Here is a 23,750-nt window from a genome sequence, read left to right on the forward strand (position 1 = left end):
AGGCTGACGGAGAACAAGAACATGGCACTTACCCGCGAACAAATGGCTCAACGCGTCGCCCGCGAAATGCAGGACGGCTTCTACGTGAACCTCGGCATCGGCATTCCGACCCTGGTTGCCAACTACATCCCCGAAGGCATGGAAGTCATGCTGCAATCGGAAAACGGCCTGCTCGGCATGGGCCCTTTCCCGACGGAAGATACCATCGATGCCGACATGATCAACGCCGGCAAACAGACCGTGACTGCGCGCATCGGCGCATCGATCTTCAACTCCGCCGAATCCTTCGCGATGATCCGTGGCGGTCACGTCGACCTGACCGTGCTCGGCGCCTTCGAAGTGGACGTGCAAGGCAACATCGCCTCGTGGATGATCCCCGGCAAACTGGTCAAGGGCATGGGCGGCGCGATGGACCTGGTGGCCGGCGCCGACAACATCATCGTCATCATGACCCACGCGTCCAAGGACGGTGAGTCCAAGTTGCTGAGCCAGTGCAGCCTGCCGCTGACCGGCGCCGGTTGCATCAAGCGTGTGCTGACTGACCTGGCGTACCTGGAAATCGAAAATGGCGCTTTTGTCCTCAAGGAACGCGCACCTGGCGTCAGCGTCGAGGAAATCGTCGCCAAAACCGCTGGTAAACTTGTCGTCCCGGATCACGTGCCGGAAATGCAGTTCGCTGCCGAGTGAGGAATTCGAAAATGCAAGACGTCGTCATTGTTGCCGCCACGCGTACCGCGATCGGCAGTTTCCAGGGATCGCTGGCCACCGTCTCCGCCGTGGATCTGGGCGCAGCGGTCATCCGCCAGTTGCTTGAGCAGACCGGTCTGGACGGTGCTCAGGTCGATGAAGTGATCATGGGCCAGGTGCTGACCGCCGGCGCCGGCCAGAACCCGGCGCGCCAGTCGGCGATCAAGGCCGGCCTGCCCCACGCCGTACCCGCCATGACCCTGAACAAGGTTTGCGGTTCGGGCCTCAAGGCCCTGCACCTCGGCGCCCAGGCGATCCGTTGCGGCGACGCGGACGTGATCATCGCCGGCGGCCAGGAAAACATGAGTCTGGCCAACTACGTCATGCCGGGCGCACGCACCGGTCTGCGCATGGGGCACGCGCAAATCGTCGACACCATGATCAGCGATGGCCTGTGGGATGCGTTCAACGATTACCACATGGGCATCACCGCCGAAAATCTGGTCGAGAAGTACGAGATCAGCCGCGAGCAGCAGGACGCCTTCGCTGCCGCGTCGCAACAGAAAGCCGCCGCCGCCATCGAGGCCGGTCGCTTTGTCGATGAAATCACCCCGATCCTGATCCCGCAGCGTAAAGGCGATCCGGTAGCGTTCAAGGTCGACGAGCAGCCACGGGGCGACACCACCGCCGAATCCCTGGCCAAACTGCGTCCGGCCTTCAAGAAGGACGGCAGCGTCACCGCCGGCAACGCTTCTTCGCTGAACGACGGCGCCGCCGCGGTCATTCTGATGAGCGCCGAAAAAGCCAAAGCCCTGGGCCTGCCGGTACTGGCGAAAATCGCCGCCTACGCCAACGCCGGCGTCGACCCGGCGATCATGGGAATCGGCCCGGTGTCGGCCACTCGTCGCTGCCTGGACAAGGCTGGCTGGAACATCGGCCAACTGGATCTGATCGAAGCCAACGAAGCCTTCGCCGCACAATCCCTGGCAGTGGCCAAGGATCTGCAATGGGATCTGGACAAGGTCAACGTCAACGGCGGCGCCATCGCCCTCGGTCACCCGATCGGTGCATCGGGCTGTCGTGTACTAGTGACCCTGCTGCACGAAATGATCAAGCGTGATGCGAAAAAGGGTCTGGCGACCCTGTGCATCGGCGGCGGTCAAGGCGTGGCCCTGGCGCTGGAACGCGCTTAAACGCAAAAGAGGTTCAACAGCGGGCGGCGGATCCACGACATCCACTGCCCGTTGGCAACAAGCCCGGTACGACTCACGTCGTACCGGGTATTTTTTTGCCTGTGCCGAAAGGTCACGCGGCCATTTGCAGAATCAGCCAGGCATTCGCCCCGCTGATCACCACAAACAATCCCCACGCGAGAACCTTGGTCGGCATTCGATTCACAAACGGCCCCATCAGCTGTTTGTCGTTGGTCATGCGAATCAACGGATACAGCGCAAACGGCAATTGCAGGCTCAACACCACCTGACTCAGCACCAGCAACTTGCCCACCGCGCCGTCGCCCATCAGCCACACGCCGATGAATGCCGGAACGAGCGCCAGCCCTCGGGTGATCAGGCGCCGCTGCCAGCAGGGAATCCGCAGGTTCAGGTAGCCTTCCATGATCACTTGGCCAGCAATGGTGCCGGTGAACGTCGAACTCTGCCCCGACGCCAGCAGCGCCACGCCGAACAGCACACTGGCCAGAGCGCCGCCCACCAGCGGATCGAGCAAGTGGTAGGCGTCCTGGATGTCCACCACATCGGAATGCCCGGTTTGATGAAAGGCTGCCGCCGCGAGAATCAGAATCGCCGCATTGACCAGCAACGCCAGCGCCAGCGAGCCGATGGTGTCGATGCGCGCCAGATTCACCGCGTCCTGCTTGCTCGCCAGGTCCTGGCCGATCAGCCGCGTTTGTACGATCGAGGTGTGCAGGTACAAGTTGTGTGGCATCACCGTGGCGCCGAGGATGCCGATGGCCAGGTACAGCGGCGCCGCATCGCTGATGGCCGACAGAGACGGTTTGAAGCCTTGGGCGACGTCCGGCCAGTACGGTTTGATCAACAGCAGTTCAACGAAAAAGCACACGCCGATGGTGCCCACCAGCACCAGCATGATCGCTTCCAGCCGCCGGAAACCGCGATTCTGCAGGGCCAGCACCAACAATGTATCGAACGCCGTGAGGGCGATGCCAAACGTCAGAGAGCAACCCAGCAACAGGTGAAACGCCAGCGCGCAGCCGAGCACTTCCGCAAGGTCAGTGGCGATGATCGAAATTTCCGCCAGCACCCATTGCAACCGCGCCGTCGGGGTGCTGTAGCGTTCGCGGGACAACTGCGCCAGATCACGCCCGGTGGCGATGCCCAACCGAGAACACAGGCATTGCACGACCATGCCCGCCAGACTCGCCAGCAACACCACGAACAACAGGCTGTAGCCGAAGCGCGAACCGGCCTCGATGGCGGTGGCCCAGTTGCCCGGGTCCATGTAGCCGATCGACACCAGCAAACCGGGGCCGGCAAAACGCAGCACGCGTTTGAAGAACGAGGCATTCGGATCCACCGGGACGCTGCCGGCCACTTCCGGCGGGCAGAACGGCGCGGTGGCGATTTTGGGCAAGCTGAATTTCACGCACACATCCAGAAACAAGTCGAAAGGCGCAGCTTAGACGTTTCAGTCGACGCGCCCAAGAGCAGACGTACTGCGCTCAGGGTTTGGCAGTGCCCAGCAATTGCTGACGCAGTTCGGGATTGCGCGTGCGTGGATCCAGCCAGATGTTGAAAAATGCCCGGGCGAACAGCGGGTCGTCGATCTCGTGCTGCAACTGTTGGCCGACAAAGAACCGCGCCCCCTGCCCCGGCAGATACACCCCGGTAATCCGCGTGCCGGCCTGTACGTCGACGAACGATTGCTGCATCTGCGCTTGCCACACCGCCAATTGCGCCGGGCTGATGGAAGAACCGGCCAGGCGTTTGATCTCGTCGACACTGGCCTTGACCAGATCGTCGCGGGACACGTTGCGCCGGTAGATCAATTCCAGAGCGAAGGGCTGACCATCGGCCAATGGACGCGCGGCACTCCACAACCGGGCGTTATAAATGTCGAAACCGAACACGCTGAAATCCCCGGTGCCGATGATCTGCGCGCCGGGCACCGCATCCTGCCAACTGGCCCAGGTCGGCGTCAGCAACAGCGCCCACAAGCCGATTCCGCAGCATCCACGCAACACCTTCGGTGTTCTGCTCATCGCGGCATCGACTCCGGTAAACCCTGATAGTCAGAGCATAGTCGGCGATCACGCCCGGCACTTTGTATACATTTATTGCATGCATTTGCGGCAATCCATTCACGACAATGCTAACGTGGCCCTCATTGACCCGATGGAGACACCTGCGTGCTGATCCTCAAACTGCTGCTGATTCCCGGTTTCCTGCTGCTGATTTCCCTGGCCGGCAAGCGTTGGGGCCCAAGCGTCGCCGGGTGGCTGTCGGGGTTGCCGGTGGTGGTCGGGCCGATTCTGTTCTTTCTCGCCATTGAGCAAGGGCCGGCGTTTGCCGCGCAATCGGCGGTCGCGGCGCTGTCGGCCATGTTTGCGATGATCGCGTTTTGCGTCACGTACGCGCAGGTGGCGCAACGGGCGAACTGGCCGTTGGCATTGCTGGTTTCCTTATCGGTATGGGCCATGCTGGCGCTGATTCTGTCGCTGATTCCGGCGTCACTGCCGTTCTCGGTGGCTGCGGCTGCAACCGCCCTTCTTGCCGCACCGTACCTGTTTCCCAAGGTTCAACCGGTGGTCAGTGGTCCGGCGCCGAAGTCGGACAAACTGGTCTGGCGGATGATTGCCGGCGCGGCGTTGACGCTGGTGGTGACGATGCTGGCCAGCACCGTCGGCGAGCGCTGGAGCGGATTGCTCGCGGTGTTCCCGGTGCTGGGTAGTGTGATGGCGGTGTTTTCCCAGCAGACGCGGGGGCCGGCGTTTACCGCTGCATTGTTACGGGCGACAGCCACGGGGATGTATTCGTTTTCGGCGTTTTGTCTGATGTTGGCGCTGACAATACCGATGATCGAATGGTGGGGATTCGGGGTGGGGATATTGGTATCCATGGCGATGTTGCTCGTAACAAAGCGACTGGTCATGGGGAAACGCCCTTCCCGGGCCTCTGCGTAAAACTCATACACGAAATTCGATTAGAGAAATCGACAAAAAGCGCCCAGTGCCCTCGGGCGCATCCGTATCCGTCACACATAAAGCGTAGGTGATTGCGTTTCCTGAGGAGGAGGCCCTACCTTGTCACTGCAAACCACAATCTCATGAACATCCTTAGAGGGATTCTGTACCGATATCTTGTACGGATGAGGCGGCCGAGGCTCCCATGCTTCAACATCCCCCCGGCCCAGTTCAATCCATTTGTCAGCTTTCTTGTAATAGGCCACTACCTGACCGTAGCTATTGGTATGCCCCTCGATCATCAGGGTCATAGCGCCATTTGCAGTGATCACTTTCTCATCGTTAGCCATGCTTGTATCTCCTGGATGCCTGTCGGTATCTGACAGGGGTGCATTTAGTTTCCCTGAACGAAAGCCATCGACACACCTGACAGAAATGACAGTACCGACGAACGGATCCTGCCCGCCCTGACAATCCGCACTGGAGTCCACCAACCCCACCGTGGGATGATCGCCGCCCAAGCGCGACCATCCCTCGGAGATTCGAATGTCATTGCTTAGCAAGAAAGCCGTCGTCCTGTTGCTGGCGGCGGTGGCCGGTTTCGGCGCCCTCGATGCTCAGGCAGCCAAGGCCAAAGAGAAGGTTGTCACCGAGAAAGTCTCGATGCTCGACGGCAAGTTCAGTTTTGTCCTGCCCAAAGGCTTTGTCGGCGACCCGCTGCCGGCCGGCCCGACCGGTGCCAAGGGCACGATGTTCACCAACGACGCCACCAAGACGGTGGTCATCACCGCCGAAAACCAGATTCCCGATGGCAACAACGTCAAGGACAACGACAGTGCGTTCCTCGACGGCACCGTGTCCGACTTCATCGACGCCCAGCGCAAGGCGCTGCCGGACTTCAACAAGCTCAGCGAAAAGAGCCTGACCCAGAAAGGCAACGGCCTCGGCCTGCGCCAGGTGGACAGCACCGCGACCCAGGGCGGCGGCCAGACCCTCAACACCACGCTGATCGCAGGCTCCGGCACGCACATGGCGCTGGTCCAGGTGATTTCCCGGGCCAGCGACAAGAGCGGTCACGAGGCCCTGGTGAAAACCATCCTCAAGGAAAAGTGATGCTCAGGGATTGAGTTGCTGCAACCAGTCGTTCAAATCCCGAAGCTCGGCCGCGCTGATGCTGTGGCCGACGCCGGGATAGGCATGAAATTGCGGTTTGTAATCCAGCGTCTCCAACAGCTCTTTGGCGGCCGTGGCGCCACTGTAAGGCACCCGGTCATCCGCCGTGCCATGGCCGATAAAGATCGCCAGCGGCGGATGCTGTTGCGCTGACTTCAGCTCACCCTTGAGCACCGGCAACACCCGCCCGCTCAACGCGGCGATGCCACCGACCGCCGCCGGCTGCCGCAGCCCCACTTCATAGGTCATCATCGCGCCTTGGCTGAAACCGATCAGGTAAACCTTGTCCGGTTGCGCGTGATATTTCTGCGCCGCCGCAGCGATAAAGGCCCGCAGTTTCTGGCTGGCAACCTTCAGATCATCGGTCTCGCCGTTGTAGGCACCGTCGCCCTTCTTGCGAAACCACTGGAAACGCCCTTCCCCCAACGCCATCGGCGCCTGCACCGACAGGTAGTTGTACTGCTTGGGCAGCTGAAATTTCATGCCGATCAGATCGGCCTCGTTACTGCCGTAGCCATGCAGGAAAAGCACCAGCGGACGCTGTTCGGCATCCGGGTGAACCTGGGCCAGGTAGTTGAGCGGCAGATCGGTTTGCAGCGAGGTTTGAGCATGGACGGCGCTGGACGCCAGCAGGGTCAACAGAGCAAACACCTTCAACATAAGCCTTCCTTCACACAGTGCAGGGTTCGGGGCAGAGCCTAACACTGTGATCCGGAAGATGGGGTCATCAGTCGTTGATCAACTTGCCCGCGCGAATCGGCTCGCGCCCCGCCACTTTCGCCTGCCAGGTGCCAGGCTGGGTGTAGCGTCCACGGTCGATGGCAAACAGCACGCCACTGGTGCCGGCACGCACGGTGGTCACGCGGTCCTTCAGCGGATCGACCACTTCGAACAGCGCATCACCGCGCTCCACCCATTCACCGGCACCGCGCAGGAAACTCACCACGCCGTGGTGCGGGGCGAACAGGTATTCGGTGCCTTCGAACGGCATGCCTTCGCAGCATTCGTCCGGCGCCTTCGGCCATTCGCCGCTGATGAAGCCCTGCTCGGCGAGGAAACCCAGAATCGCCTCACAATTGGCCTGGGCCTGATCGACCCGGGTGTCGCCCATGCTGCCCAGCTCCAGGGTGGTGGCGAGGTTGGCCGGTGGAATCGCCGCCTCCGGGAACATCCGCGCCAGACGCAACCACGGCGTGGAACACGACTCATCGAACGAACTGCCGCCGGAGTCTTCACACAACAACGCCACGCCAGCTTTCAGGCGTGCGGCCAGGGATTGCCACTGCGGCCAGTGTTGCGGCAGCGCGTAGATGTGAATCGCGGCGTCGAAATCGCAATGCAGATCCAGCGTGACGTCGGCATCGCAAGCGTGGCGCAGCAACAGGCGATGCAGCGCTTCCAGTTGCGAAGCCGGGGCCGGCAGTTCGTCGAGTACTTCGCCCATGGTCTGACGGATCAGGCGGATGTTGGCCTCGGCATCGTTGCCCAACTGATCGCCGACACGCGCGGCCACCGGGGCGCTGAGTTCGACGAAGGAGCGGTTGAAGTTCTTGCCGCTCGCCAGTTCGAAACGGCCCATGTGACTGCCTTGCAGGTGTTGATCGAGACCGATCGGGTTGGCCACCGGCACCAGTTCGATCACGCCTTGCAACTGACCGTTGCTTTCCAGCTCGGCCAGGCGTTTTTTCAGTTCCCACGCGGTGCGCATCCCCGGCAACTCATCGGCGTGCAGGCTGGCCTGGATGTAGACCTTGCGCGGGCCGGCGCCGTAACGGAAGACGCTGAGGGAACGTTCGCTGCCCAGGTGGCTCCAGGGCAGAACATGATCGATGCGTTGCATGGGGGAACTCCGGAAATTCTGTAGTCGCTGCCAGACAGCGACTGCATTGAAAATGTGCTGACAGGATAAATCACGGGCGAAAAAAAAGTGGCCACCGCGTCAACGGGGCCACTTTTTTCTACGGCGTATTAATGGCCGTACACGTCAAAGTCGAAGTACTTGTCCTGCACTTGCTTGTACTTGCCGTTGGCGCGGATTTCATTGATGGCGGTGTTGAATTTCTCTGCCAGCTCGGTATCGCCTTTACGCACGGCAATACCGGCGCCGCCGCCGAAGTATTTGGCGTCTTCGTAGGTCGGGCCGACGAATTCGAAGCCTTTGCCGGCGTCGGTTTTCAGGAAACCGTCGCTCAGGTTGACCGAGTCGGCCAGCATCGCGTCGATACGACCGGACACCATGTCCAGGTTGGCTTCCTGCTGCGAGCCGTAACGCACCAGTTCGATCCCGGCCGGTACCAGCACTTCGGTGGCGTAGCGGTCGTGGGTACTGGCACGCAGCACGCCGACTTTCTTGCCTTTGAGCTCGACCAGCGGGTCTTTCACGCCGGAGCCTGCCTTCATCACGAAGCGCGCCGGGGTGTGGTAGTACTTGATGGTGAAATCGACGTTTTTCTTGCGGTCGTCAGTGATGGTCATCGAGGACAGAATCGCGTCGATCTTCTTCACTTTCAGCGCCGGGATCAGGCCGTCGAACTCTTGCTCGACCCAGGTGCATTTGACTTTCATCTGCTCACACAGCGCATCGCCGATGTCCACGTCGAAACCGGCCAGTTTGCCGTCAGGGGTTTTCATCGAGAATGGCGGGTAACCGGCTTCGATACCGATACGGATCGGCTTGGCGTCTTCGGCCACGGCGGTCAGGGACAACATCGACAGTGCCAGGGCACCGAACATAACCAGCTTTTTCATTTATTACTCCCGTGTGCGGAGGCTTTTATTGGCAGCTTTCGATTGTCAGGTTCGGCCTTGGGCTATGGAGCGCAAAGAAACCGAAGTGGCCGGCAGTCTATGGCGGCGCGCACGGGGCAAATTGTGTTTAAGCGACAAATACTTACAGAAAATCGGCGAGTGCCATCATGTCGGAAAAGTGTGCGCCAGAGCGGTGCAAGCCTTGTAGGACAAAGCCATTAAAAGTTGCCGCCGAGGGCGGCAACTCACTGAATATCAGCAATCGCAGGCAATCAGATGGGTCGCGGCTTGCGGTGCCGCAACACTCAATTCGAAGCCTTCATCGAGCCACCCGGTTACCCCGCCGATCATCTCCTTGACCGGGTAACCCAGCGCCGCCAGCTTCACTGCAGCCTTGTTGGCGCCGTTGCAGTGCGGCCCGGCGCAATAAACCACGAACAGCATGGAGCTCGGATAATCCGCCAGCGCTTCGGCCGTCATCAGGCGCCCCGGAATATTGATCGCCCCTGGCACATGGCCGCGCTCGAAGGCCAGCGGCCCGCGCACATCTACCAGCACGAAATCGACCTCGCCGGCCTCCTGACTGTTGAAGACGTCGGAACAATCGGTTTCGAAGGTCAGACGATTGCTGAAGTGCATCAGGGCAATGGCCGAAGGGGCGGCAGGAATTTCGCGAACCAGGCTGGGCATGTTGTGTTGCTCCTACGTCTGTGAAGGGATGAACAGACTTTATCGAGCCGCCGCTTGCCGCTACAGTGGCGCACAAGACACTCACCGGGAATTTTCCGCCAAATGCCTGATTCACCTGGACTGGTCGCGATTCTGGCCTACGACGGCCTCTGTACCTTCGAGTTCGGCATCGCCGTGGAGATCTTCGGCCTCGCCCGGCCGGAATTCGAATTCCCGTGGTACGAGCACTGCATCGCCGCCGTCGATCAAGGTCCGATGCGCGCCATGGGCGGGATTCAGGTGCTGGCCGACGGCGGTCTGGAGCTGTTGGCGCAGGCGCGCACCATCATCATTCCCGGCTGGCGCGACCGAAATGCGCCGGTGCCCGAGGCATTGCTCGAAGCATTGCGTGATGCACACTCGCGCGGCGCCCGGTTGCTGTCGATCTGCTCGGGGGTCTTTGTTTTGGCCGCCAGCGGGCTGCTCGACGGGCATGGCGCGACTACCCACTGGCGCTACACATCGGAGCTGGCCGAGCGCTTCCCGGCTATCGATGTCGACCCGGACGTGCTTTACGTCGATTCCGGTCAGTTGATCACTTCGGCCGGCAGCGCGGCGGGGATCGATGCCTGCCTGCATCTGGTGGCGCGGGACTTCGGTACTCAGGTGGCCAACTCGGTGGCGCGGCGGCTGGTGATGTCGCCGCAACGCACCGGCGGTCAGGCGCAATTCATTCCGACACCGGTGAGTCCGACGCCACGCAGTGATTTGTCGCGCGTGATGCAGTGGGCCCGCGAGCGCCTGCACGAACCGCTGGAAGTGCGCGATCTGGCCAGCGAAGCGGCGATGAGCGAACGCACCTTCCTGCGCAAATTCACCGAAGCCAGCGGCCAGTCACCCAAGGCATGGCTGCAACACGAGCGTCTGGCCCGGGCCCGGGAGCTGCTGGAAAGCACACCGCAGAACACCGAGCAGATCGCCCAGCGCTGCGGTTATCGCTCGGTGGAAAGCTTTCGCGTGGCGTTTCGCAGCGTGGTCGGGGTGCCACCGTCGGTGTATCGCGAGCGCTTTGGGCGTGAGATCAAGGTTTGCGCAACAGATAGGTGTCCATGATCCAGCCATGCTCGGCCCGCGCCGCCTTGCGCACCCGTTCGATCTCATCAGCAACATCACTGAGCTTGCCGCTGATGAGGATTTCATCCGGCGTGCCGAGGTAGGCACCCCAGTAAATCTCTGTCTCCTGATCCGCCACCCGATGGTAGGAATCTTCCGCGTCGAGCATCACCACCAGGCTGTCGGTATCACTCACCTGCCCCGCCGCCAGGCGTCGGCCGGTGGTGATTTCAATCGAGTGGCCGATGGTGTTCAGCGGTACCTTGTGCTGCGCCGCCAGGGCCTGAACGCTGGTGATGCCGGGGATCACGTCGAATTCAAACGCGCATCGCCCTAAGGCCAGGATTGCCTGAAGGATGCGAATCGTACTGTCGTACAACGCCGGATCGCCCCATACCAGAAAACCGCCGCACTGCCCGTCAGCCAATTCGTCATTGATCAGGCGTTCGAAGGTTTGCTGCCTGGCGCGGTTCAGATCATTGACGCTGGCGCTGTAGTCCACATCGCCGCGCTCGCGCTCCGGGCTGTGGGCTTCGGCGAAACGGTAGGTACGATCGGTGATGTAGCGCTCGCAGATTTCGCGACGCAGGTCGATCAGCTTGTCCTTGCTCTGGCCCTTGTCCATCAGGAAGAACACGTCCACCTGATTCAGCGCCTTCACCGCCTGCATCGTGATGTAGTCGGGGTTGCCGGCGCCAATGCCGATGACCAGCAGTCGCTTCATGAACGGTCTCCTTCAAAGTCGATGCCGGACAAGCGTAGCCGCCAGCGCCCGAAGAAACTCAACTCGACCACCGCCAACGGCTCGACATCGATGCTGTGGAAGGCCTGACCCTGCATGACCTGCATCAGCGCCGCCCGAATAATGAACGGATGCGTGACGGCCACCACATGACCCGGCGTGGTTTGCAGGGTGGCCAGCCATGCGGCCACCCGTTCACCGAGTTGTGCCACCGATTCCCCGCCATGGGGCGCGGCGTCGGGATCTTCGAGCCAGGCTTGCAGGGCTTTGGGCTCATCGCGCTGCAGGTCCTTGATCGATAGCCCCTGCCAACGTCCCCAGTCGCAATCGCGCAGCGCTTCGTCCACCGTTGCATCGTGACCGAACCATTTGGCGGTCTGACGCGTGCGCATTTCCGGGCCACAAATCAAACGGCGTGACATCTCGAACCGAGCGGCCAACGAGTCAGACGCTACAGCGCTTTCTTCAACAGCTTCGTTCGTAGGAAAACGCGCCAATTTTTGTGAGACGGTTCTGGCGTGGCAAATCAAGGTCAAACGGGTGGCTTGCACAATGAGTCACTCGGTCAGAAGGTAAAAAACACCCGGCGAAGTGCCGACAAGGCAGCAATTGTGCCGTAAACCGGAGGGTTCAGGGCAACACCATTAAATTGACCACCCTCAACATAGCGGCAATGTCTGACACGGCTATGGGCAATGGACTACAAGATCGATCGACAGACGTGTAGCCCTTGCTACACGGGCATCTCGCCCCATTTTGGGGCTTCACGGACGCTGCGGAAAATTCACTAGACATGTAACGTCAGTTACATAAATACTGTTTTAACGGATTGTGAAGCGAATTCAACACACCCATCCAGCAGGAGCCCGGATGCCCCCTCTCAGAGACCTGATTACTGATCCCGGCCTGGACCTTACGCCCTCAGAGCGCAAAGTCGTCCGCGCCTTGCTCGATCAGTACCCGCGCAATGGGCTCGGCCCGATGGCGCGGCTGGCCGAACACGCCGGCGTCAGCGATCCGACCATCGTGCGTCTGGTAAAAAAACTCGGTTTTGGCGGTTACGCCGAATTCCAGGACGCCCTGCTCAGCGACATGGACCATCGCCTGAGCTCGCCGCGCACGCTGTTGCAACCCCGTTCGAACCTGAATCAGGACGATGCCTGGAGCCATTATCTGGCCCACAGCCACAACCTGCTGGCGGAAACCCAGGCCCTGACCCAACCCGAAGACGTGCGGATTCTCGCGCAATGGCTGCTCGATACGCGCCATCAGGTCTACTGCTTCGGCGGGCGTTTCAGCAGCCTGATGGCCACCTACCTGCTCAATCATTTGCGTCTGCTGCGCCCCGGCTGTTTTGCGCTGGAGGACAACGCGCAACTGCCGGATCGTCTGTTCGACCTGCAACGCCAGGACGTGGTGCTGGTGTTCGACTATCGCCGCTACCAGACCCAGGCCCTGCGCGTGGCCACTGCGGCCAAGAACAACAATGCGCGCGTCGTGCTGTTCACCGACATCTACGCCTCGCCGCTGCGCGAGCTGGCCGACATGATCATCAGCGCCCCGGTGGAGTCGGCTTCGCCGTTCGACACCATGGTCCCGGCGCTGGCCCAGGTCGAAGCGCTGATCGCTTGCCTGACCCTGCGCAGCCCGGATCTGGCCGATCGCCTGGAAGGCATCGATGCCCTGCGCAACGACTTCGACACCCACTTGCTAGAGGATAAATAAGGATGTTCAGCCTTCCCCACCGCTCGCCGCGGGACCTGCCGTTTGTCACCGACCACACCGCGCTGTTGCTGGTAGACATGCAGCGTGCCTGGCTCGAACCGCAGTTCGACCCGCACCTCGAAGGCCCGGACGCCGCGTACTTCCTCAATCGCACACGCTCGCAAGTGGTGCCGAATCAGGTGCGTCTGCTCAACGCCTTCCGCGACGCACGGCAGAACGTGCTGCACACCCTGATCGAAAGCCTGACCGCCGACGGCCGCGACCGCTCGCTGGACCACAAACTGTCGGACATGCACCTGCCCAAGGGCAGCCCGCAGGCACAGGTCATCGCCGACCTGACCCCGGCAGAAAACGAAATCGTGCTGCCCAAGACCTCCTCCGGGGTCTTCAACTCGACCAACATCGACTACGTGCTGCGCAACCTTGAAACCCGTCACCTGATCATCGCCGGCATCGTCACCGACCAGTGCGTGGACATGGCCGTGCGCGACGCCGCCGACCGTGGCTATCTGGTCACCCTGGTGGCGGACGCCTGCGCAACGTACACCGAAGCACGCCACGATGCCTGCCTGAACGCGATCAAGGGCTATTGCTGGATCACCGACACCGACACCGTCCTCGGTCGTCTGCGGGAGATGCAGCCATGAGCGAGCGCCTCTCGCCGTTGCCGATGACCACCATCGTCACCACCGACCTGATCGGCATCACCCGGGGGCGTTCGTTTCCCACCGACGAGCTGGAACACTATCAGGCCGCCGGCTGCGGCTGGGTGCCGGCCAACAGTGCGCTGACGCCTCAGGACATCATTGCCTCGACCAACCCGTGGGGCGCCTACGGCGATCTGCGGCTGATTCCCGACCTCGCCAGCCGCGTCACGGTCGCCAACGGCCCGGACGCCGTCGCCCCGGCGCTGGACTTCATCCACGGCGACATCCGCGAAACCGACGGCCGCCCGTGGGGCGCCTGCCCGCGCACACTGCTGAGCGATGAAATCGAGCGTTATCGCGATCAGCTCGGGTTGCAGGTCAACGCCGCGTTCGAACACGAATTCAACCTGCACGCCGGGTTTGCCGAGCATCTGGCCTTCTCTCTCGAATCCCAGCGCCAAGGCGCGGAATTCGGTGGCTGGCTGCTTAGCGCGTTGCGCGCCGGCGGTGTCGAGCCGGAGATGTTCCTGCCCGAATACGGCAAGCATCAATACGAAATCACCTGCCGCCCGACCCTCGGCGTGGCGGCGGCAGATCGCGCCGTAAACGTGCGCGAGATCACCCGCGAAATCGCCCGGCAGATGGGCCTGGATCTGAGCTTTGCGCCGAAGACCGCCGCCGACGCGGTGTGCAACGGCGTGCACCTGCACGTCAGCCTGCTGGATCTGGCCGGCCAGCCGATGCTCTACGACGCCGGCACCAGCAATGGCTTGTCGACCCTCGGCCAGCACTGGGCGGCGGGCGTGCTGCATTACCTGCCGGCGCTGTGTGCGTTCACCGCGCCGACCCCGGTGTCGTATGAACGTTTGCAGCCGCACCACTGGAGCGCGTCCTACGCCTGTCTGGGCCAGCAGAACCGCGAAGCGGCGCTGCGCATCTGCCCGACCGTGAGCCTGGGCAACAAGCCTGTGGCGAAGCAATACAACCTGGAATTCCGCGCCATGGACGCCACCGCCTCGCCGCACCTGGCGATGGCTGCACTGCTGATCGCCGGACGCCTGGGTATCGAACAGCGTCTGGCGCTGAACGCGATCACCGATGAAATCCCCGATGCACTCAACGACGAACAACGCGAGGCGCGGGGCATCGTTGCCCTGCCCGCCTCTTTGGCTCAGGCACTGGATTGCCTGCGTCGCAGCGAAGCGCTGATGGCAGCGCTGCCGGCACCGTTGCTCGACACGTATTTCGCCCTTAAAACCGAGGAACTGGCGCTGACGGAACAGCTCTCGCCCGCTGACCTGTGTGAGCACTATGCACGCCTGTACTGAATCCGCCGAGCTTGGGTTGTACACCCGACCGGTCTACAACCTGACCCGTGAAGATTCGACGCACCCGCTGATTCTGGTGTGCGAACACGCCAGCCGCTACATCCCCGAAGCCCTGAACAATCTGGGCCTGGATGACACGGCTGCGCGTGAACACATTGCCTGGGACATCGGGGCGCTGGAGCTGGCCGAGCAACTGTCGGAAAAAATCGGCGCCACGCTGCTGAGCGCCAACTATTCGCGACTGCTGATCGACCTCAACCGGCCCCGCCATGCCCCGGACAGCATCCCGGCACAAAGCGAGATCTACCAGGTGCCGGGCAATCGCGAGCTCGACGAAGTCACCCGCGAATACCGTCGCCAGTGCCTGTTCAAGCCGTTTCATACACGGCTGCAACAACTGATCGACGAACGTCTGGCCGAAGGCCGGCCGGTGCGGGTGGTGGGGATTCACAGTTTCACCCCGATCTATTACGGCCAGCCGCGTGAGCTGGAAGCCGGCGTGCTGTTCGGTCAGGCCAAGGCATACGCCCAGCGTCTGCTCGACGGTCTCGGTCAGCATCCGCTGAAAGTCGCCGGCAACCAGCCGTACAAAATCGACCCGCTGGGCGACATGACCGTGCCGGTGCACGGCGATGCCCGAGGCCTCGAATCGGTATTGATCGAGGTGCGCAACGACCTGCTGCGCAGCCCGGAAGCGGTTTCCCGCTGGGCAAATTATCTGGCTCCACTGCTTTGAAGATTGCTGTAAACGCTGCTGACGCTGTAAACGACGGACCGACATAACAACTAAAACGAACGATTGGCTGACAAGGAGTTGCGCTTCATGGAAATAGAAGAGTTCGGCTACAAACAGGAGTTGAAACGTAGCCTGACACTGACCGACCTGGTGGTGTACGGGATGATCTTCATGATCCCCATCGCCCCCTTCGGCGTGTATGGCTACGTCAACGCAGAGGCACCGGGGATGGTGCCTCTGGCGTACATCATCGGCATGGTGGCGATGGTTTTCACTGCGCTGAGCTACGGCAGTATGGCCCGGGCCTTTCCGATTGCCGGATCGGTGTATTCCTACGCGCAACGGGGCCTGAATCAACACGTCGGCTTCCTCGCCGGCTGGCTGATGCTGCTCGACTACCTGCTGATTCCGCCGCTGCTTTACGTCTATGCGGCGATGGCACTGAACCATTTGTACCCGGACATCCCGAAAGTCGGCTTCATCCTGGCATTCCTGGTCAGCGCGACCTTCGTAAACCTGCGCGGCATTACTTTCACCGCCCGCATGAACATCCTGTTCCTGCTGGCGCAGCTCGTTGTGTTGGGGATTTTCCTGTTCTACGCCTGGAACGCCCTGCACAACGGTGGCGGCAACGGCCAGTTGACCCTGGCGCCGCTGTATCACCCGGAAACCTTCAATTTCGCCCTGCTGATGCAAGCGGTGTCGATTGCGGTGCTGTCATTCCTCGGCTTCGATGCGATCTCCACGCTTGCCGAAGAGATCAAGGGCGATCCGGGCCGCAGCGTCGGCAAAGCGGCGCTGATCACCCTGGTGGTGATGGGTGCGATTTTCGTCGTACAGACCTGGATCGCCACCGATCTGGCCGCCGGCATGGGCTTCAAGTCCGCCGACACCGCGTTCTATGAAATCGCAGAAATCGCTGCCGGCAGCTGGCTGGCGACCCTGACCGGCGTGGCCACGGCCCTGGCCTGGGGCGTGGCGGTGGCGATCACTTCGCAAGCGGCGGTCTCGCGCCTGCTGTTCGGCATGGCCCGCGACGGCAAGCTGCCGAAAGTGCTGGCCAAGGTCCATCCGAAACACAACACGCCGTACCTGAGCATTTATCTGGTGGCCGTGCTGTCGCTGGTGATCTGCTACCTGTTCATCAACTCGGTGGACACCCTGACCTCGCTGGTCAACTTCGGCGCCCTGAGCGGCTTCATGCTGCTGCACCTGACCGTGATCAATTACTACTGGCGCCGGCAGAAGTCCGGCCAGGTGATCCGTCACCTGATCTGCCCGGTGATCGGCTTCGGCATCGTCGCGGCCATCATGTACAACATGGGTGTCGATGCACAGAAACTCGGCCTGATCTGGATCGCCCTGGGTCTGGTGTACCTGTTTTTCCTGAACAAGCTCGGCGCCAGTACCGCGCTGCCTGACCCGAGCAATGGCTGACAAGAAAAAGGGCGGCGTCTGACAAGAATTCAGGCGACCGCCGCTTTAACGCGTGGAAACCGACAGTGATAGTCAGGTTCGGCGAATGGGCCGAACCTTTTGATACAGGAGTGCATCCATGCTGGTCTTACGTCCAGTCGAGCCAAACGACCTGCCTCAATTGCAACAACTGGCTCGCGACAGCCTGGTGGGCGTCACGTCCCTGCCGGATGACAGCCAGCACCTGGGCGAAAAGATCGCCGCGTCCTGCGCCTCGTTCGACACGGATGCCGCGGCTCAGGGCCCGGAGAATTACTTTTTCGTGCTGGAAGACCTGGACAACCGTCGCCTGGTCGGCTGCTCGGAAATTCTCGCCACTGCCGGATTCAACGAACCGTTCTACAGCCTGCGCAATCGCCATTTCACCAGTGCTTCGCGGGAACTGAACATCGAACATGGCGTTCCGGCGCTGTCGCTGTGTCACGACCTCAGCGGTCATACCCTGCTGCGCGGCTTTCACATCGATGCAGCACTGGTGCGCACACCGTTTTCCGAGTTGCTGTCACGGGCGCGCCTTCTGTTCATCGCAGCCCACACGCAACGGTTTGCCGAAGCCGTCATCACCGAAATCGTCGGCTACAGCGACGCTCAGGGCCACTCGCCGTTCTGGGATGCGCTGGGCAAACACTTCTTCGACCTGCCCTACGTCGAGGCCGAGCGCCTGTGCGGTTTGCAGAGCCGCACGTTTCTCGCCGAACTGATGCCGCAATACCCGATCTACGTGCCGATGCTGCCGACGGCGGCGCAGGAGTGCATCGGCCGCATCCACCCGGACGGGCAGGAAGCGTTCGACATCCTTGAGCGCGAAGGTTTTGAAACCAACAGCTACATCGACCTGTTCGATGCCGGCCCGACCTTGTACGCGCGCACCGCCAACATCCGTTCGATCGTGCAGAGCCAGATCGCGATGGTTCAAGAGGAACCTCTGATCGACGCCCGCGGTCGTTATCTCGTGAGCAACGATGCACTGCACGGCTACAGGGCGGTGGTCGCCGAGCTGGATTACCAGCCTGGTCAACCCCTGGCACTTACGCCGGCGATATGTGCGGCGCTGAATGTCGGCGCTGGCGACACGACCCGGGTGATTGCCCTGTGAACCGCGCCCTCACCCAACGACAGTGCCCGAGCAGGCGCGCAAAAGGAGTTGCAGCATGATTGTCCGTCCGGTCCAAGTCAGCGACCTGCCAGCGTTGATGACGCTGGTGCAACAGGCCGGGCCGGGGTTCACCACCCTGCCCGCCAACGAAGATCGCCTGGCCCACCGGGTACGCTGGGCGCAACGGGCGTTCGCCGAACAGGTCGAGCGAGCCGATGCCGACTATCTGTTCGTGCTTGAAGACGACGAACAGCGTGTGGTCGGCGTCAGTGCCCTGGCCGGCGCCGTCGGCCTGCGCGAGCCCTGGTACAACTACCGGGTCGGGCTGACCGTCAGTTCGGCACCGGACCTGGGCATCCAGCGGCAGATTCCGACCCTGTTCCTCAACAATGAACTGACCGGCCAATCGGAACTGTGCTCGCTGTTCCTGCGCCACGACCAGCGCCACGGCAGCAATGGACGTCTGCTGTCATTGGGGCGCTTGCTGTTTGTCGCCGAATTCCCGCACCTGTTCGGCGAGAAGATGATCGCCGAACTGCGCGGCAGCGCCGACGAGCAAGGCTGCTCGCCGTTCTGGGACAGTCTGGGCCGGCACTTCTTCCAGATGGACTTCAGCCACGCCGACCACTTGTCCGGGCTGGGCAACAAGGCGTTCATCGCCGAACTGATGCCACGCCAGCCGCTGTACACCTGCCTGCTCACCGAACAGGCCCAGGCCGTGATCGGCCAGGCCCATCCCAACACCGAACCGGCGCTGAAGATCCTTCAGTCCGAGGGTTTCGCCCACAAAGGCTACATCGACATCTTTGACGGTGGCCCGGTGATCGAGGCGCCGATCCGCAGCATCCGTACCGTTCGCGACAGTCTGGAACTGACGCTAAGCATCGGCACGCCGGACGAACAGGCGCCGCTGTGGCTGATCCACAATCGCCGTCTGGAAAACTGCCGCATCACCGTCGCTGCGGGACGCCGGGTCGGCAGCAGTCTGGTGATCGACCGCCTCACCGCCAAACGCCTGCAATTGCAGCCGGGCAACTCGGTACGGGCAGTGCCGTTGCCCAATCAACAGCAGCAGGCAGTGGCGGCCTGAGCGCCTCTGCCTGCAGCAAGAAAGCCTGAACAGGATTTTCCTGGTTAACTTCCTCGTTAATTCGTCATGATCCTTGACCCATTGGCGTGATAGCCTTTTCACCTTCGGCGTTGACACCTTTGCTCAAGCCTTTCCATTCCTTTGTATTGGTGGAACTCGTATGACCAGGCTTTCTCATCAAGATTTGCGCCGTAACTTCCGTCAGCTGCTGGCTTCCGACACTTGCTATCACACCGCCTCGGTGTTCGATCCGATGTCCGCCCGCATTGCCGCTGACCTGGGTTTTGAAGTAGGGATTCTCGGCGGTTCGGTCGCCTCGTTGCAGGTTCTGGGCGCCCCGGACTTTGCCCTGATTACCCTCAGCGAATTCGCCGAGCAGGCCACCCGCATTGGCCGCGTCGCCCAGTTGCCGGTAATCGCCGACGCCGACCACGGCTACGGCAACGCGCTCAACGTGATGCGCACCATCGTCGAACTGGAACGCGCCGGCGTCGCCGCGCTGACCATCGAAGACACCCTGCTGCCAGCCCAATTCGGCCGTAAATCCACCGACCTGATCACCGTCGCCGAAGGCGTCGGCAAGATCCGCGCGGCACTGGAAGCCCGGGTCGACTCGGAAATGGCGATCATCGCCCGGACCAACGCCGGCATCCTGCCGAACCAGGAAATCATCAGCCGCACCAAGCATTACCAGGCCGCCGGTGCCGATGGCATCTGCATGGTCGGTATCCAGGACTTCGATCAGCTCGAGCAGATCGCCGAACACCTGACCGTGCCGCTGATGCTGGTGACCTACGGTAACCCGGCGCTGCGCGACGACAAACGCCTGGCCGAACTGGGTGTGCGCGTGACCATCGATGGCCACGGTGCTTACTTCGCGGCGATCAAGGCCACTTACGACAGCCTGCGCGAACAGCGGCAGATCTTCACCCAGGCCTCGGACCTGAGCGCCACCGAACTGACCCACACCTACACCCAGCCTGAGGAATACATTCTCTGGGCCAAGGAATACATGAGCGTCAAAGAGTAACCCCGCACCACGCGACAAAGAGGCAGAGCGGCCCGACGCCATTACGAGTCCACTCGCATGGCGCCCGCCGCGAAACCGCTAGATCGCAGTCTTGAAGCCCGCCTCCCGCTGTAATGCCCGCGTCTGAATCACGTTCAGAATGGCGCAGCCCTCTCGCATCAGCAGATGCACTGCGCTGGTAATGCGCGTCAGATCACAATCGGAAATGCCCTTGAGGTCGAGACTGGAAAAGGTATCGGCCAGATCCCGCACAACCACAAAACGGTGCATCGCACACGCGGCCATGTCGCTGAGCTCTTTTTGGGTATTGATGAAGAGCACCGGGGATTCGGCGTCGTAGGTGTCGATGGGGAGGTAGCGGGGGATTACTTGTTCTGACATTGGTGTGACTCCAGGTGAGACAACCACCGTTCGCGGCCAAGCGAATAAAGGTGGCAGCTGTGAGCGGGTTGGCCGACCAGATACCTGAAAGATCCGGCACACCCTAAGGTGTCCCGCGCACAGCCGCCATAACACGTTGCCTAGAAACTGCTCTGAGCGATGGCGCTGTTACGTTTCAGGTTATCGACCGGCCAAGATCGTTCGCGGAGTTTTTCCGCGAGCCCAGACTATAGGGGTCGGCACCGAAACGCGGCAACAGGGTACGTTGTAGGAAAGGTCTTGGAAAGTTGTGCGCCGTTCACGCCTTCTTCACTTCCTACAAATGCCCCCTCACCCTAGCCCTCTCCCAAAGGGAGAGGGAACCGATTGGGGGATATTGGTGAGATACACCGACGTGGAAGATTTGCGCTGAATCCATAATCGACTCGGTATTTCAGGTCGATGTATTAAGCAATACGGCTCGGTCGGCTCCCTCTCCCCCTGGGAGAGGGCTGGGGTGAGGGAAAAACCTGACACCCCGCCGAACCCACTACACCGAAGAACCACTCACCGCCCCTTCGCCAACTCCATAATCATCCGCGACAACAGATAAATCCGCGGCGCCACGCTCTCCACCTCCGCGTATTCCTCCGGCGTATGAATATTGCCGCCAACAATCCCGAACCCGTCCAGCGTCGGCGTTCCCACCCCGGCCGACAAACTCGCATCCGCCGCCCCGCCGCTGCCCTCCTCGGTCAACTTGCGGCCGATTTCGCCGTAAATCCCCTGGGCCATCGCCATCAAACGATCCGACTCCGCCGTCTGCGGCATCGGCGGCAAGCCGCGTTGCAGCGAGGTCTTCACTTCCGTATCGGGGATCAACTTGTCCTGTGACACCCGCGCCAGATCCTTCTCTATCCGGTCAAATTCTTCCGGCACCGCCGCCCGCACGTCAGCCTTGGCCGTGGCCTGATCCGGGATCACGTTGGTGCGGTCGCCGGCCTTGAGCACGGTGAAGTTGATGGTGGTTTTCTTCGCTTCGTCGCCGAGCTTGCCCAGTTGCAGGATCTGATGCGCCGCCTCCATCGCCGCATTGCGCCCCAGTTCCGGCGCGACGCCGGCATGGGCGGCTTTGCCCTTGACCTCGACCAGCGCGGTGGCGCTGCCCTTGCGCCACACCACCAGACCATCCGCCGGGCGACCCGGTTCAAGGTTTAGAGTCACGTCATGAAGCTTGGCGGTTTTCTTGATCAGGTCGGTGGCGACGTCCGAGCCGGTTTCTTCGCTGGCATCGAGCAGGAAGGTGATTTGCGCGTAGTCCTTGAAGTCGAGGTTCTTCAGGACTTTCAGCGCGTAGATGCCGGCGACGATCCCGCCCTTGTCGTCCATCACCCCCGGCCCATAAGCGCGGCCGTCCTTGATCGTGAACGGACGCTCGGCGGCGGAGCCTTCCTTGAACACCGTGTCCATGTGCGCCATCAGGAGGATTTTGGCCTTGCCGGTGCCTTTGAGCGTGGCGAGCACGTGGTTGGTTTTTTCAGGGGTGTTGGGCACCAGTTCGATGGTGGCGCCGAGTTTTTTCAGCTCATCAATGGCGATTTCGCTGACTTGTTTGAGACCTTTTTCATCACCGGAGCCGGAGTCGATATTGACCAGGCGCTCCAGCAATTTCAGGGCTTCGGGCTTGTATTGTTCGGCGTCGGCCAGCACCTGTTTGTGTGGTTCGGCGAAGGCGTCAGCGGCTGCGAAAGAGAGGGTCAGGCCGAGACCGGCGGCCAGCAGGGAACGAGGGAATTTGAACGTCATGAATCAATCCTTGTTTCGTGTCGGGTACTGAACCGTACCTGACATCGCCGCAAGGCTCTATCCCGGATGCGACACCCCATCCGTTCAAACCGAACCCAACACCTCACGCCGTGGCGGATCGTCATTGCAACAGATCACCCGGTTGCGCCCGGTCGCCTTGGCTTCGTACAGCGCCTGGTCGGCGTCATTCAGCCAGCGTGTCGCATCGCCGTGAGCCGGATCGAGTGCGGCCAGGCCGATGCTCAGGCTGACTTTCAACGCCGGATTCTGCTCGTAGACCAGAAAGGAAAAACGCTCGCGCAAGGCTTCCATCACCTGCGCCGCATTGAACAGCGGCAAGTCCGGCAGGATCACGCAGAACTCGTCGCCGCCGTAGCGCCCGGCCACGTCCGCCATGCGCAGGTTCTGCTTGAGCATCTTGCTCAACTGGCGCAGGACGATATCGCCGGCCACATGGCCGTAGGTGTCGTTGATCGCCTTGAAGTGGTCGATGTCGATCAGCGCAATCGCCGCGCCTTTTTGCTGGCCTTTGCAGCGCAGGAATTCGATTTCCAGTTGATCCTTCCAGGCGCCGTGGTTGAGCAGACCGGTGAGGCTGTCGGTACGGCTCAGGGCCAGCAACTCACGTTTCTGCACCCCCAGGGTGTAGGCCTGACGAAAGCAGATCCAGCCCAGCGCCAACGGATACAGCATCAATAACGGCAGGCAGGCATACATCTGCGCCGGAGTGGTCGCCGGAATGAAGGCCGGGGCGAACACCACCAGCCCGACACCGACGCCAAGCAACTGCGCCGCCGACCCTGCCAACAGAAAGCGCAGACCGCCGATGGCAACGTTATTCATCGCCATCATCGAAATGGTCGTGGCACTGGGCAGCGGATTGAATTGCATGGCCGCGACCCAGAGGCCGCCGAGGAAGGCATCGATCAGCAAGTTGCGGTGTTCCGCGTGGTAAGGGACTCTCGAGCGTCGCGCCCACTGATACGCCAGATGTGGCCAGACCAGGCCGTTGAACACCATCAGCGCCCAGACCCAGGCCGGGGGATCGAGCGGATACATCGCGACGCTCACGCACAAAAGCCCCAGGACCAGCCCCAGGGTTCGCGATGTGTAAAGCCTCCTGGCCAGTGAAAGTCCCTTTCCTCCCGTTCTTCCCATAAGG

25 protein-coding genes are annotated in these 23,750 nt (G+C 61.5%); 13 read left to right on the forward strand and 12 right to left on the reverse strand.

The window, feature by feature from the left end; translation table 11 throughout:
- Nucleotides 1-21: 21 nt before the first annotated feature.
- Together OQ248_RS28840 and OQ248_RS28845 are read left to right on the forward strand one after the other, a co-directional pair.
- Nucleotides 22-687: a CoA transferase subunit B gene (locus OQ248_RS28840; protein WP_065260381.1), complete on the forward strand. Its 666-nt coding sequence runs from the start codon at nt 22-24 to the stop codon at nt 685-687.
- Between the two features lie 11 nt (nt 688-698).
- The gene (locus OQ248_RS28845) at nt 699-1,880 is read left to right on the forward strand and encodes an acetyl-CoA C-acetyltransferase (RefSeq protein WP_085733159.1); all 1,182 of its coding nucleotides are present in this window, start codon (nt 699-701) and stop codon (nt 1,878-1,880) included.
- Between the two features lie 112 nt (nt 1,881-1,992).
- Here OQ248_RS28845 and OQ248_RS28850 read toward each other — a convergent pair whose 3' ends face one another.
- Together OQ248_RS28850 and OQ248_RS28855 are read right to left on the reverse strand one after the other, a co-directional pair.
- Nucleotides 1,993-3,312: an Nramp family divalent metal transporter gene (locus OQ248_RS28850; RefSeq protein ID WP_265815015.1), complete on the reverse strand. Its 1,320-nt coding sequence runs from the start codon at nt 3,310-3,312 to the stop codon at nt 1,993-1,995.
- A gap of 76 nt (nt 3,313-3,388) precedes the next feature.
- On the reverse strand, nt 3,389-3,928 hold the full coding sequence (locus tag OQ248_RS28855) for a chalcone isomerase family protein (protein WP_265815016.1): 540 nt from the start codon (nt 3,926-3,928) through the stop codon (nt 3,389-3,391).
- A gap of 147 nt (nt 3,929-4,075) precedes the next feature.
- On the opposite strand from OQ248_RS28855, the gene OQ248_RS28860 reads away from it, so the two are divergent.
- The gene (locus OQ248_RS28860) at nt 4,076-4,849 is read left to right on the forward strand and encodes a hypothetical protein (RefSeq protein ID WP_265815017.1); all 774 of its coding nucleotides are present in this window, start codon (nt 4,076-4,078) and stop codon (nt 4,847-4,849) included.
- 71 nt (nt 4,850-4,920) lie between these two features.
- Here the strand turns inward: OQ248_RS28860 and OQ248_RS28865 are convergent, their stop codons facing one another.
- The gene (locus OQ248_RS28865) at nt 4,921-5,199 is read right to left on the reverse strand and encodes a hypothetical protein (RefSeq protein ID WP_265815018.1); all 279 of its coding nucleotides are present in this window, start codon (nt 5,197-5,199) and stop codon (nt 4,921-4,923) included.
- Between the two features lie 196 nt (nt 5,200-5,395).
- Between OQ248_RS28865 and OQ248_RS28870 the strand changes: the two genes are divergently transcribed.
- Entirely contained in the window at nt 5,396-5,962 is a 567-nt protein-coding gene (locus OQ248_RS28870; protein WP_265815019.1) for a hypothetical protein, read from the forward strand.
- A gap of 3 nt (nt 5,963-5,965) precedes the next feature.
- On the opposite strand, the gene OQ248_RS28875 is transcribed toward OQ248_RS28870, so the two are convergent.
- The 4 genes from OQ248_RS28875 to OQ248_RS28890 form a co-directional block, all read right to left on the reverse strand.
- Nucleotides 5,966-6,682, reverse strand: coding sequence for a prolyl oligopeptidase family serine peptidase (locus tag OQ248_RS28875; protein ID WP_265815020.1), 717 nt, complete (start codon nt 6,680-6,682; stop codon nt 5,966-5,968).
- Nucleotides 6,683-6,749: 67 nt separating this feature from the next.
- Nucleotides 6,750-7,862 carry a succinylglutamate desuccinylase/aspartoacylase family protein gene (locus tag OQ248_RS28880; RefSeq protein WP_265815021.1) on the reverse strand — a complete coding sequence of 371 codons (1,113 nt, stop codon included), beginning with the start codon at nt 7,860-7,862 and terminating at the stop codon, nt 6,750-6,752.
- Between the two features lie 128 nt (nt 7,863-7,990).
- Nucleotides 7,991-8,770, reverse strand: a complete 780-nt coding sequence (locus OQ248_RS28885; protein WP_007956251.1) for an ABC transporter substrate-binding protein — start codon at nt 8,768-8,770, stop codon at nt 7,991-7,993.
- A gap of 255 nt (nt 8,771-9,025) precedes the next feature.
- Nucleotides 9,026-9,460 (reverse strand): rhodanese-like domain-containing protein, encoded by a 435-nt coding sequence (locus tag OQ248_RS28890; RefSeq protein WP_265815023.1) that lies wholly within the window; start codon nt 9,458-9,460, stop codon nt 9,026-9,028.
- Nucleotides 9,461-9,562: 102 nt separating this feature from the next.
- Here OQ248_RS28890 and ftrA point away from each other — a divergent pair, with 102 nt between their 5' ends.
- Nucleotides 9,563-10,552, forward strand: coding sequence for a transcriptional regulator FtrA (gene ftrA, locus OQ248_RS28895; RefSeq protein WP_265815025.1), 990 nt, complete (start codon nt 9,563-9,565; stop codon nt 10,550-10,552).
- Here ftrA and cobF read toward each other — a convergent pair.
- Both cobF and OQ248_RS28905 read right to left on the reverse strand, forming a co-directional pair.
- Nucleotides 10,521-11,276, reverse strand: a complete 756-nt coding sequence (cobF, locus tag OQ248_RS28900; RefSeq protein ID WP_265815026.1) for a precorrin-6A synthase (deacetylating) — start codon at nt 11,274-11,276, stop codon at nt 10,521-10,523. The two genes, ftrA and cobF, sit on opposite strands and share 32 nt — an antisense overlap.
- On the reverse strand, nt 11,273-11,845 hold the full coding sequence (locus OQ248_RS28905; protein WP_265815028.1) for a histidine phosphatase family protein: 573 nt from the start codon (nt 11,843-11,845) through the stop codon (nt 11,273-11,275). The genes cobF and OQ248_RS28905 overlap by 4 nt, the downstream gene beginning before the upstream one ends.
- 319 nt (nt 11,846-12,164) lie before the next feature.
- Here OQ248_RS28905 and OQ248_RS28910 point away from each other — a divergent pair, with 319 nt between their 5' ends.
- From OQ248_RS28910 to OQ248_RS28945, 8 genes are all read left to right on the forward strand, one after another.
- Nucleotides 12,165-13,019, forward strand: a complete 855-nt coding sequence (locus OQ248_RS28910; protein ID WP_085708712.1) for a MurR/RpiR family transcriptional regulator — start codon at nt 12,165-12,167, stop codon at nt 13,017-13,019.
- A 2-nt stretch (nt 13,020-13,021) separates the two neighbouring features.
- Nucleotides 13,022-13,666 carry an isochorismatase family cysteine hydrolase gene (locus tag OQ248_RS28915; protein ID WP_265815029.1) on the forward strand — a complete coding sequence of 215 codons (645 nt, stop codon included), beginning with the start codon at nt 13,022-13,024 and terminating at the stop codon, nt 13,664-13,666.
- Entirely contained in the window at nt 13,663-14,994 is a 1,332-nt protein-coding gene (locus tag OQ248_RS28920) for a glutamine synthetase (protein ID WP_265815030.1), read from the forward strand. The genes OQ248_RS28915 and OQ248_RS28920 overlap by 4 nt, the downstream gene beginning before the upstream one ends.
- Nucleotides 14,978-15,730, forward strand: coding sequence for an N-formylglutamate amidohydrolase (locus OQ248_RS28925; RefSeq protein WP_265815032.1), 753 nt, complete (start codon nt 14,978-14,980; stop codon nt 15,728-15,730). The genes OQ248_RS28920 and OQ248_RS28925 overlap by 17 nt, the downstream gene beginning before the upstream one ends.
- A gap of 87 nt (nt 15,731-15,817) precedes the next feature.
- On the forward strand, nt 15,818-17,167 hold the full coding sequence (locus tag OQ248_RS28930; protein WP_085708716.1) for an APC family permease: 1,350 nt from the start codon (nt 15,818-15,820) through the stop codon (nt 17,165-17,167).
- A gap of 118 nt (nt 17,168-17,285) precedes the next feature.
- A complete protein-coding gene (locus tag OQ248_RS28935; protein WP_265815034.1) occupies nt 17,286-18,302 on the forward strand; it encodes an arginine N-succinyltransferase in 1,017 nt (338 codons plus the stop codon).
- Between the two features lie 55 nt (nt 18,303-18,357).
- On the forward strand, nt 18,358-19,392 hold the full coding sequence (astA, locus tag OQ248_RS28940; protein ID WP_085708718.1) for an arginine N-succinyltransferase: 1,035 nt from the start codon (nt 18,358-18,360) through the stop codon (nt 19,390-19,392).
- Between the two features lie 160 nt (nt 19,393-19,552).
- On the forward strand, nt 19,553-20,422 hold the full coding sequence (locus OQ248_RS28945) for an oxaloacetate decarboxylase (protein WP_085708719.1): 870 nt from the start codon (nt 19,553-19,555) through the stop codon (nt 20,420-20,422).
- 78 nt (nt 20,423-20,500) lie between these two features.
- Here the strand turns inward: OQ248_RS28945 and OQ248_RS28950 are convergent, their stop codons facing one another.
- The 3 genes from OQ248_RS28950 to OQ248_RS28960 all read right to left on the reverse strand — a co-directional run bounded on the left by OQ248_RS28950 (nt 20,501) and on the right by OQ248_RS28960 (nt 23,746).
- A complete protein-coding gene (locus OQ248_RS28950; RefSeq protein WP_265815035.1) occupies nt 20,501-20,803 on the reverse strand; it encodes a hypothetical protein in 303 nt (100 codons plus the stop codon).
- Nucleotides 20,804-21,349: 546 nt separating this feature from the next.
- The gene (locus tag OQ248_RS28955; protein WP_265815036.1) at nt 21,350-22,588 is read right to left on the reverse strand and encodes a M20/M25/M40 family metallo-hydrolase; all 1,239 of its coding nucleotides are present in this window, start codon (nt 22,586-22,588) and stop codon (nt 21,350-21,352) included.
- A gap of 84 nt (nt 22,589-22,672) precedes the next feature.
- Entirely contained in the window at nt 22,673-23,746 is a 1,074-nt protein-coding gene (locus OQ248_RS28960; RefSeq protein ID WP_265815037.1) for a diguanylate cyclase, read from the reverse strand.
- Between the last annotated feature and the right edge of the window lie 4 nt (nt 23,747-23,750).

Origin of the sequence: Pseudomonas sp. COW5 (assembly GCF_026240005.1) — a bacterium.
Classification (GTDB): domain Bacteria; phylum Pseudomonadota; class Gammaproteobacteria; order Pseudomonadales; family Pseudomonadaceae; genus Aquipseudomonas; species Aquipseudomonas kribbensis.